This is a genomic window from Rhodopila globiformis, assembly GCF_002937115.1.
In the GTDB taxonomy this organism is placed as follows: Bacteria; Pseudomonadota; Alphaproteobacteria; order Acetobacterales; family Acetobacteraceae; genus Rhodopila; species Rhodopila globiformis.
On the sequence record NZ_NHRY01000028.1, the window covers coordinates 1 to 9,085 of the forward strand.

Here is a 9,085-nt window from a genome sequence, read left to right on the forward strand (position 1 = left end):
GAGCCACACGATCAGCGGTCAGGCCGCAACCGCGGGTCGGGAACGGCCGCCACGCCAAGAGCGGTGGATGGCAGCTTCGCGCCCCAGCATCCCCGGAACCCGCCATTCCGCTCCCAGCCAGTTCCGGAAATTCGGTCCCATCTGCCTGGGGCGTGATTGCACGGGGGCGCGGCATGACGGACGCGGCGCGCGAAGCGGGGGTTTACCCGAGAGGCGCTCTATAAGGCGCTGAGCGAGAACGGCGCCCCGCGTCTGACGACCTGCCTGGCGTCGCCCGTGCGCTTGGCGTGACCCTGAAGGCGCATATGGCGGCTGCGCCATAGTCCCCGGACAGTGCGCCACCTCAAAGCATGTCCTCGAACTTCTCCCTCGTGACGATCCGGAAATTCTCCATCTGCCGTTCAATTCCCTGCAGTATAATTGGAGGAACCTCGGACCTTGATGTGGACACAGACACCACAAGCCCTGAAACCGGGTGCCGCAGGAGCATGTGCGATCCCTCGGAAGCCTGCGTCTCAACGAAGCCCAACTGTGGCAATGCGTGCAGAAAGTCGTGCGTCGATACACCGTTCCTACGCATGAGGCACCCCGCCGATTCCCGCAAGGACGCGTGCCTTGTCGGATCGCCATGATCCGATGGCGGCGAGGTCCACGCTCTGGCCTTTCGCGACACGCACCTCCAAAGACTTTCCCCGCATGGCCGATACCATGATCCTGGCCGCCTCCAGGTATTGATCCGGCCAGGGTTATCTTGGCAAGCCGCATGCCAATTTCCTCTTTCTGAACAAGGGCTTACTTGTCACCACCTGCCAAGATAACCCTGGCCGGATCAATAATTCTGCAGATACAGCCAGTACGCGACCTCCGCCTGCGCATCGAACAGCACCAGATAGACAGGACACTGCTCAGAGCCCCAGAGATCGAGGTCCGTCTTCGTGATCCGGAACAGCACCCAGGCGCTCGGATTATGAACTCGTATCCTGTTGGTCGCCTTCAACTGCACATAGACCAGGCCGTTCTCAACCTCCCCCATTGGCGTCAAAGGTGATGACAAAACGTCGTATCCATAGTCGGCCCTCATCGCCTCGAACGTGAACCCTGCCTTGACGACAAGGTAAGCAAGAACGTGAAGGCTCATGTCCGCGATGACAGGCTCCGTGGTCCGCTTCTTCCGCGCCCCCATCCGATACATCCCCACCGCAAAAGCAGCACGTTGCAGTTTCTTTACGACTGGCTGCGCGTTCTAAACCGCATCCTGACGTCCGCCAACGCCCCCGGCTCCGCCCCCCAACAAAAAGGACGGATCCAACGGCCCGCCCTCCCTGCAATACTCCCGGCAGAACGATCCGGATCAGAAATCCATATCGCTCATGCCGCCCCTCCCACCGCCGGCCGGCATCGGTGGCGCCTTCTTCTCCGGACGCCCGGCCACCATCGCCTCGGTGGTCACCAACTGGCCGGCGACCGAGGCCGCATCCACGGAGCGCACAGCCTTCGCCGGATCGGCGATGCTGGCCCTGAGCAGGTCCCTAAACGCTGCGGCCCGGGCACCGAAGCCGAGCTTGTGGTCGTCCCTCTCCGGCGTCGTGCCGGAAATTGCCGCACTGTCCGCATTTCCAATTGACATGCGGAAGGCTACAGGCTACACGGCCCCGATGATCCGGGGCTTTCGGCATTGAGGCCTCAAGCGCCTCTACGAGCTTGATGACAAAAGCGGCATTCGCCCCGATATGATCTCGAAAGTCGAGAACGTCCTGGCCGTCCTGGCCGTCCTGGACCGTGCCGGCAGTCCTGATCAGATGAACCTGCCGGGGTTCCGGCTCCACCCGCTCCAAGGCGATCGACGCGGCTTTTGGGCGGTCACTGTCCGGGCCAACTGGCGGATCGTCTGGAGGTTCGATGGTCTGGATGCGCGCGACGTGGATTTGATCGATTACCATTAGGAGATTGTGATGCCGATGAAGAACCCGCCACATCCTGGCCGCATCGTCCTGGAAGAATGCCTCCAACCTCTTGGGCTGAGCGTCAGTGCTGCCGCGAAGGCACTCGGCGTTTCGCGCAATGCCGTATCGGAACTGGTGAACGGACGGCGGGGCATTTCCCCGGAGATGGCGATCCGCTTGTCGAAGGCGTTTGGAAGCTCGCCCGAGACGTGGGCGGGGCTGCAACTCGATTACGATATGGCGCGGGCCATGAAGGACGCGGACCGGATTGACGTGCGGCGGGTGGCAATGCCTGATGCAGCCTGAGTGGCTTCGTGTCGTGGATGATGTTCGTCCCGTGGAAACCGGCAACTCTCCGTAGCCGGGCTCCAGCGTGTGCCACGGCGGATTTGCCAATTGGATGACGGGCTGCGCGTCGGATACGGGATCCGTTGATCCAGGCATGGGGTTGCCAGTCGTTGCCCGACAGAGCTCGCGGCCCCCAAACAAAAAGGGCGGACCCAACGGCCCGCCCTCCCTGCAACACTCCCGGCAGAACGATCCGGATCAGAAATCCATATCGCCCATGCCGCCCATGCCACCGCCAGCCGGCATCGGCGGCGCCTTCTTCTCCGGACGCTCGGCCACCATCGCCTCAGTCGTTACCAGCAGGCCGGCAACCGAAGCCGCATCCTGCAGCGCGGTGCGCACAACCTTGGTCGGGTCGATGATGCCGGCCTTGACCAGGTCCTTGAACTCACCGGACTGGGCGTCGAAGCCCCAGTTGTAGTCGTCCTTGTCCAGCACCTTGCCGGCGATCACCGCACCGTCCTCGCCGGCGTTCTCGGCGATCTGGCGCAGCGGGGTCTGCACCGCCTTGCGGACGATCTCGATGCCGAAGCGCTGGTCGTCGTTGTCGGCCGCCAGCTTGGACAGGATCAGCGCCGCACGCGCCAGGGCGACGCCGCCGCCCGGAACGATGCCTTCCTCGACCGCCGCGCGGGTGGCGTGCAGGCTGTCGTCAACGCGGTCCTTGCGCTCCTTCACCTCGACCTCGGTGCTGCCACCGACGCGGATGACGGCCACGCCGCCGGCCAGCTTCGCCAGCCGCTCCTGCAGCTTCTCGCGGTCGTAGTCAGAGGTGGTCTCCTCGATCTGCGCCCGGATCTGTCCGCAACGGCCCTGGATGTCGGGCTTCTTGCCGGCGCCTTCGACGATCGTGGTGTTTTCCTTCTCGATCAGGATCTTCTTGGCCTTGCCGAGATCGTTCAGCTTGACGTTCTCGAGCTTGATGCCGAGGTCTTCGCTGATCACCGTGCCGCCGGTCAGGATCGCGATGTCTTCCAGCATCGCCTTGCGGCGGTCACCGAAGCCAGGCGCCTTCACCGCCGCGACCTTCAGGCCGCCGCGCAGCTTGTTCACCACCAGGGTGGCCAGCGCCTCGCCTTCCACGTCTTCCGCGATGATCAGCAGCGGGCGGCCGGACTGCACGATGCTCTCCAGCAGCGGCAGCATCGGCTGCAGGCCGGACAGCTTCTTCTCGTGGATCAGGATGTAGGGCTGGTCCAGCTCGGCGATCATCTTCTCCGCGTTCGTGATGAAGTACGGGGAGACATAGCCGCGGTCGAACTGCATGCCCTCGACGACGTCGAGCTCGGTGGTGATGCCCTTGGCCTCTTCCACCGTGATCACGCCCTCGTTGCCGACCTTCTGCATCGCCTCGGCGATCATCTTGCCGATTTCGGTCTCGCCGTTGGCGGAGATGGTGCCGACCTGGGCGGTCTCGGCCGGGGTGGTGATCTTCTTGGTGTGCTTCTTCAGGTCCTCGACCACGGCGGCGACGGCCTTGTCGATGCCGCGCTTCAGGTCCATCGGGTTCATGCCGGCGGCGACGGCCTTGGCGCCTTCACGCACGATCGCCTGCGCCAGCACGGTGGCGGTGGTGGTGCCGTCACCGGCGATGTCGTTGGTCTTGCTGGCGACCTCGCGCACCATCTGCGCGCCCATGTTCTCGAACTTGTCGGCCAGCTCGATTTCCTTGGCGACGGTGACGCCGTCCTTGGTGATGCGCGGCGCGCCGAAGCTCTTGTCGAGCACGACGTTGCGACCCTTCGGGCCCAGGGTGACCTTCACCGCGTCGGCCAGAATGTCCACGCCCCGCAGCATGCGCTGGCGAGCGTCGCCGCCGAAGCGGACGTCCTTTGCAGCCATATGTGTATTCCTCGTGTTGAGTCTTCAGGTTGGAAGCCAGGCGTGTGAGCGCTTATGCGCCTCAGGCGGCCTTCTTCTTGGCGGAGGCGTCGATGATGCCCATGATGTCGGACTCCTTCATGATCAGGAGCTCCTCGCCATCGAGCTTCACTTCGGTGCCGGACCACTTGCCGAACAGGATCCGGTCGCCCGCCTTCACGTCCAGGGGCACCAGCTGGCCCTGTTCGTTGCGGCCACCCGGGCCAACGGCAATGACTTCGCCTTCCATCGGCTTCTCTTTGGCCGTGTCGGGGATGATGATCCCGCCGGCGGTCTTCTCCTCGGCGGTAAGGCGCCGGACGACGACCCGGTCATGCAGGGGACGGAAAGACATGTTGAACGCTCCTGAGTACGATCTCAGCCAGTGAGTGATCGGACAGCGAACAACCGACAGCGGACCTTGCAGGAAGCACCCGGGCCGATTGTTAGCACTCCCCGGTTGGGAGTGCCAGCGATCTAATGGGGCCGCCGCGATCTGTCAAGCATTTGGCAGCACTCTTTCGTGTTGAGTGCTAAGTTATTGAAAAGGTTGTGTTTCCTGTTGCAGGCCGGCGGGATTCTCCAACATGATCCCGGTAACTGGCCGAGATTGTTGGCATCCGGGCAGCCTCAGGCCAGGCGATGCGTCGGAAAGGAAACACCCCGCCATGAGCCTTGTCCGTCAGATGAAGGACTATCGCCTGACGACCGCTGAGATCCTCTACCACCTGCCGGACCATCCGTCCGTGCTGCAAAGCTTCATCTGGCAGGATCTTGATATCGCGCCGCAATATCCGGTGCTGCACCGGTTCCTGGATTTCTGGCAGCGGGAACTCGACGGCAACCTGCACTCCGTCCGCGTCGGCTCCGCGAAATTGATCCAGCCCGCAAAGGTGCGCCACACCGGCACTTTGCTCCACCTGCACTAGGAATCCAGCCCTGCCGCCGGCAGGAAAAAACGCAGTCGCCGGGCGGAAGCGCTTCATTCGCGCGGCGGCAGACCCTATAGAATGTGGCATGCCATTCGACGTGCAGGAATTCCCGGAAGCCTCCCGCATGGATCGCGCCGCGATGCGCCGGAATCGCCGGATCGTCGCGATCTGGCTGTTCACCGTCGCCGCCATGATCCTGGTGATGATCATCCTGGGCGGCGTGACCCGCCTGACCGGCTCCGGCCTGTCGATCATGGAGTGGGCGCCGGTAAGCGGCGCGTTGCCGCCGATGTCGGACGCGGAATGGCACCACCTGTTCGACCTGTACAAGCAGATCCCGCAATACAGCCTGGTGAACGAGGGCTTCGGGCTGGCCGGCTTCAAGCACATCTTCTGGCTGGAATGGATCCACCGCCTGTGGGGCCGGCTGATCGGCCTCGCCTTCCTGGTGCCGCTGGTCTGGTTGGGCCTGACCGGGCGGATCGAGCGCCGGCTGGTGCCGCGCCTCGTGCTGCTGTTCGTGCTGGGCGGGCTGCAGGGCGCCGTCGGCTGGTTCATGGTGGCGTCCGGATTCCTGCCCGATACCACGTCGGTGTCGGCCTACCGCCTGGTGGCGCACCTGGTGCTGGCGCTGGCCCTGTATGCCGCGATCCTCTGGACCGCGTTGTCGCTGCTGCGCCCCGCCAGCCGCCGGGTGGTGGTGCCGTTGGCACCGCGCCTGCTGGCGGCGTCCTGCGCGATCATGGTGGCGCTGACCATCGTTGCCGGCGGATTCATGGCCGGCCTGCACGCCGGGCTGACCTATAACACCTTCCCGCTGATGGACGGACAACTCGTCCCGGACGGCTGGGCCCGCCTGCAGCCGGTGCTGCGCAACCTGACCGAGAACGTCACCGCGGTGCAGTTCGACCACCGCCTGCTGGCGACGGCAACCCTGATCCTGGTGACACTGATGGCCGCGCTCGGCCCGCGCATCGGCCTGCCGCGGAGCATCTCGATCGCGCTCGCCGTCGCGGTCGGGTGCCAGTACGCGCTGGGCGTGACGACGCTGCTGCTGGTCGTGCCGGTGCCGGTGGCGGCGATGCACCAGGCCGGCGCGGTGATCCTGCTGACCACGGTGCTGGTCGCCTGGCACCGCCTGCTGCACGGGCGGCTTCCCAAACGGCCATGCGCAAAGGGTTCCCGCGCCGCGGCGCCGAAACCGGCGTGATACCCGGTGAAGCGCGATGTTTGACCAGGCTGGTAGGCAAACCGCGTGGCGCTTACCATCTGTGGACCCTCACCATGAAGGATCGCCGCCATGAGCGCCATCGCAGCCACTGACAAGCTGTTCTTCGAGCGGGCCGATGCCGCGCTGGACCGTGCCACCGCCGCCGCCATCGTCGACCAGGCGCTGCACGGCAGCGACGACGGCGAACTGTTCCTGGAGTATCGTGAGAGCGAATCGATCAGCCTCGACGACGGCCACATCCGCACGGCGAACTTCGACTCCGGCCTGGGCTTCGGCCTGCGCGCCGTCGCCGGCGAGGCCACCGGCTACGCCCATTCCGGCGAGGTGTCGGAAGACGCGCTGCGCCGCGCCGCCGCCACCGTCTCGGCGGTCGCGGCCGGCCATTCCGGCACCATGGCGGAGCCGCCGCGCGCCACCAACGCCCGGCTGTATTCCGACGCCAATCCGCTCAGCCTGATGGATTTCTCCGCCCGCACCACGCTGCTGGGCGAGATCGACGCCTATGCCCGCGGCAAGGATCCGCGGGTGAAGCAGGTGATGGCCTCGATCAGCGGCGAGTGGCAGGCGGTGCAGATCCTGCGCGCCGACGGCACGCGGGTGGCGGACCTGCGCCCGCTGGTGCGGCTGAACGTGTCGCTGGTGGTGGAGCAGGACGGGCGGCGCGAGACCGGCAGCTACGGCACCGGCGGCCGCTTCGCCTACGATTTCGTCACCCGCGAAAGCACTTGGCGCGGCGCGGTGGACGAGGCCCTGCGCCAGGCGCTGGTGAACCTGGACAGCCGCCCGGCGCCGGCCGGCGAGATGCCCGTGGTGCTCGGCCCCGGTTGGCCCGGCATCCTGCTGCACGAGGCCATCGGCCACGGGCTGGAAGGCGATTTCAACCGCAAGAAAACCTCGGCCTTCGCCGAACTGCTGGGCAAGCGCATCGCCTCCCCGGGCGTCACCGTCGTCGACGACGGCACCATGGCCGATCGGCGGGGGAGCCTGACGGTGGATGACGAGGGCACGCCGACGAACCGAACCGTGCTGATCGAGGACGGCGTCCTGGTTGGCTATCTGCAGGATCGCCTGAACGCGCGGCTGATGGGCATGCGTGCGACCGGCAACGGGCGGCGGCAGTCCTATGCGCACGCGCCGATGCCGCGAATGACGAACACGGTGATGCTGGGCGGGTCGCACACGCCCGAAGACATGATCCGGTCGGTGAAGCGCGGCCTGTACGCGGTGAATTTCGGCGGCGGCCAGGTGGACATCACGTCCGGCAAGTTCGTGTTCTCGGCCAGCGAGGCCTACATGATCGAGGACGGCAAGGTCACCGCCCCGGTCAAAGGCGCCACCCTCATCGGCAACGGCCCCGACTCGTTGGCCAAGGTCGAAATGATCGGCAACGACATGGCGCTGGACCCGGGGATCGGCACCTGCGGCAAAAGCGGGCAGGGCGTGCCGGTAGGCGTTGGCCAGCCGACGTTGAAGCTGTCCGGACTGACAATCGGTGGCACAGCCGCCTGACATTAACGCATATTCATCTGTCTACCTGAGGTAGGGGCCCGGCTGCAACATTGCAGCCGGGCTCTTTAACGTTTGTCACCAACTAGCGCTACAGTAGTTTTTTGCCAAAGACTGAAGTGCAATTTTACAATCATTGTCGCAATACTTAGCGTACGATTCGCTGTAGATGAATGACCAAAGTCATCTGGCACCAGATCAAGCATTTTTCTTGGTCCTGGCCTGACGATTTCACGTCAAGATAACGTCAAAAAAACGATAATAAATTCTCTCTCTGTGAATCTGTCTCCATCGAAGGGCCGCAGATCATTTCCCGAACGGCTCACGATGTTGGAACGCAATCAGAGAGAGGTCCGATCCATGTTTACCACTCGCATCCCGTCCGCCCATGTAATGACCACCGACTCCGGCAAGGTGCGCCTTGGTGGCTTTGCACCTGCGCTGCCGACTGTAGATGCGGCGGAGGTGCGGCTGGGTGGCTTCGCGCCTGCGCTGGCGACGGCGGATGCCGGCAAGGTACGTCTCGGTGGGTTCGCCCCGGCGCTGCCGACCGTGGATGCGGCGAAGGTTCGGCTGGGTGGTTTCGCTCCGGCGCTGGCGACGGCGGATGCCGGCAAGGTGCGTCTCGGTGGTTTCGCCCCGGCGCTGCCGGTTGCGGATGCGGCGAAGGTGCGGCTGGGTGGTTTCGCTCCGACGCTGCCGACCGCGGATGCGGCGAAGGTCCGGCTGGGTGGCTTCGCGCCTGCGCTGGCGACGGCGGATGCCGGCAAGGTACGTCTCGGTGGTTTCGCTCCGGCGCTGCCGACCATGGATGCGGCGAAGGTCCGGCTGGGTGGCTTCGCGCCTGCGCTGGCGACGGCGGATGCCGGCAAGGTGCGGCTGGGTGGGTTCGCTCCGGCGCTGCCGGTTGCTGATACGGCGAAGGTGCGGCTGGGTGGCTTCGCCCCGGCGCTGCCGATCGTGGATGCCGGCAAGGTGCGGCTGGGTGGCTTCGCTCCGGCGCTGCCGGTTGCTGATACGGCGAAGGTGCGGCTGGGTGGCTTCGCGCCCGCGTTGGCGACCACGGATGCCGGCAAGGTGCGTCTTGGTGGGTTCGCCCCGGCGCTGCCGGTTGCGGATGCGGCGAAGGTGCGGCTGGGTGGTTTCGCGCCCGTGCTGGCGACCACGGATGCCGGCAAGGTGCGTCTTGGTGGGTTCGCCCCGGCGCTGCCGGTTGCGGATGCGGCGAAGGTGCGGCTGGGTGGTTTCGCGCCCGTGCTGGCGAC

General features: G+C 65.3%; 9 protein-coding genes and 1 pseudogene. 6 read left to right on the plus strand and 4 right to left on the minus strand.

Annotated elements, in window-relative coordinates:
* Positions 1-829: 829 nt before the first annotated feature.
* Entirely contained in the window at positions 830-1,183 is a 354-nt protein-coding gene (locus CCS01_RS00630) for a DUF4365 domain-containing protein (protein WP_158258164.1), read from the minus strand.
* A 168-nt stretch (positions 1,184-1,351) separates the two neighbouring features.
* Positions 1,352-1,627, minus strand: a complete 276-nt coding sequence (locus CCS01_RS00635) for a hypothetical protein (protein ID WP_408887469.1) — start codon at positions 1,625-1,627, stop codon at positions 1,352-1,354.
* Between the two features lie 64 nt (positions 1,628-1,691).
* On the opposite strand from CCS01_RS00635, the pseudogene CCS01_RS00640 reads away from it, so the two are divergent.
* Positions 1,692-1,943, plus strand: a pseudogene (locus CCS01_RS00640) (type II toxin-antitoxin system RelE/ParE family toxin); the annotation flags it as partial.
* Positions 1,944-1,952: 9 nt separating this feature from the next.
* On the plus strand, positions 1,953-2,249 hold the full coding sequence (locus tag CCS01_RS00645; RefSeq protein ID WP_104516902.1) for a HigA family addiction module antitoxin: 297 nt from the start codon (positions 1,953-1,955) through the stop codon (positions 2,247-2,249).
* 240 nt (positions 2,250-2,489) lie between these two features.
* Here the strand turns inward: CCS01_RS00645 and groL are convergent, their stop codons facing one another.
* Together groL and groES are read right to left on the minus strand one after the other, a co-directional pair.
* The gene (gene groL, locus CCS01_RS00650) at positions 2,490-4,133 is read right to left on the minus strand and encodes a chaperonin GroEL (RefSeq protein WP_104516903.1); all 1,644 of its coding nucleotides are present in this window, start codon (positions 4,131-4,133) and stop codon (positions 2,490-2,492) included.
* 61 nt (positions 4,134-4,194) lie between these two features.
* The gene (gene groES / locus CCS01_RS00655) at positions 4,195-4,506 is read right to left on the minus strand and encodes a co-chaperone GroES (RefSeq protein WP_104516904.1); all 312 of its coding nucleotides are present in this window, start codon (positions 4,504-4,506) and stop codon (positions 4,195-4,197) included.
* A 313-nt stretch (positions 4,507-4,819) separates the two neighbouring features.
* On the opposite strand from groES, the gene CCS01_RS00660 reads away from it, so the two are divergent.
* From CCS01_RS00660 to CCS01_RS00675, 4 genes are all read left to right on the plus strand, one after another.
* Entirely contained in the window at positions 4,820-5,080 is a 261-nt protein-coding gene (locus CCS01_RS00660; protein ID WP_104516905.1) for an usg protein, read from the plus strand.
* Positions 5,081-5,168: 88 nt separating this feature from the next.
* Positions 5,169-6,293, plus strand: a complete 1,125-nt coding sequence (locus CCS01_RS00665; protein WP_193540091.1) for a COX15/CtaA family protein — start codon at positions 5,169-5,171, stop codon at positions 6,291-6,293.
* Positions 6,294-6,383: 90 nt separating this feature from the next.
* On the plus strand, positions 6,384-7,823 hold the full coding sequence (tldD, locus tag CCS01_RS00670) for a metalloprotease TldD (protein ID WP_104516906.1): 1,440 nt from the start codon (positions 6,384-6,386) through the stop codon (positions 7,821-7,823).
* A gap of 357 nt (positions 7,824-8,180) precedes the next feature.
* Positions 8,181-9,085: hypothetical protein (locus CCS01_RS00675; RefSeq protein WP_204848089.1), on the plus strand; the 905-nt coding region annotated here is incomplete at its 3' end.

Bases quoted from the DNA above. Each gene is read 5' to 3' on its own strand.
- CCS01_RS00630 (WP_158258164.1), bottom strand. From the start codon at position 1,183: ATGGGGGCGCGGAAGAAGCGGACCACGGAGCCTGTCATCGCGGACATG.
- CCS01_RS00635 (WP_408887469.1), bottom strand. From the start codon at position 1,627: ATGTCAATTGGAAATGCGGACAGTGCGGCAATTTCCGGCACGACGCCG.
- CCS01_RS00645 (WP_104516902.1), top strand. From the start codon at position 1,953: ATGCCGATGAAGAACCCGCCACATCCTGGCCGCATCGTCCTGGAAGAA.
- groL (WP_104516903.1), bottom strand. From the start codon at position 4,133: ATGGCTGCAAAGGACGTCCGCTTCGGCGGCGACGCTCGCCAGCGCATG.
- groES (WP_104516904.1), bottom strand. From the start codon at position 4,506: ATGTCTTTCCGTCCCCTGCATGACCGGGTCGTCGTCCGGCGCCTTACC.
- CCS01_RS00660 (WP_104516905.1), top strand. From the start codon at position 4,820: ATGAGCCTTGTCCGTCAGATGAAGGACTATCGCCTGACGACCGCTGAG.
- CCS01_RS00665 (WP_193540091.1), top strand. From the start codon at position 5,169: ATGCCATTCGACGTGCAGGAATTCCCGGAAGCCTCCCGCATGGATCGC.
- tldD (WP_104516906.1), top strand. From the start codon at position 6,384: ATGAGCGCCATCGCAGCCACTGACAAGCTGTTCTTCGAGCGGGCCGAT.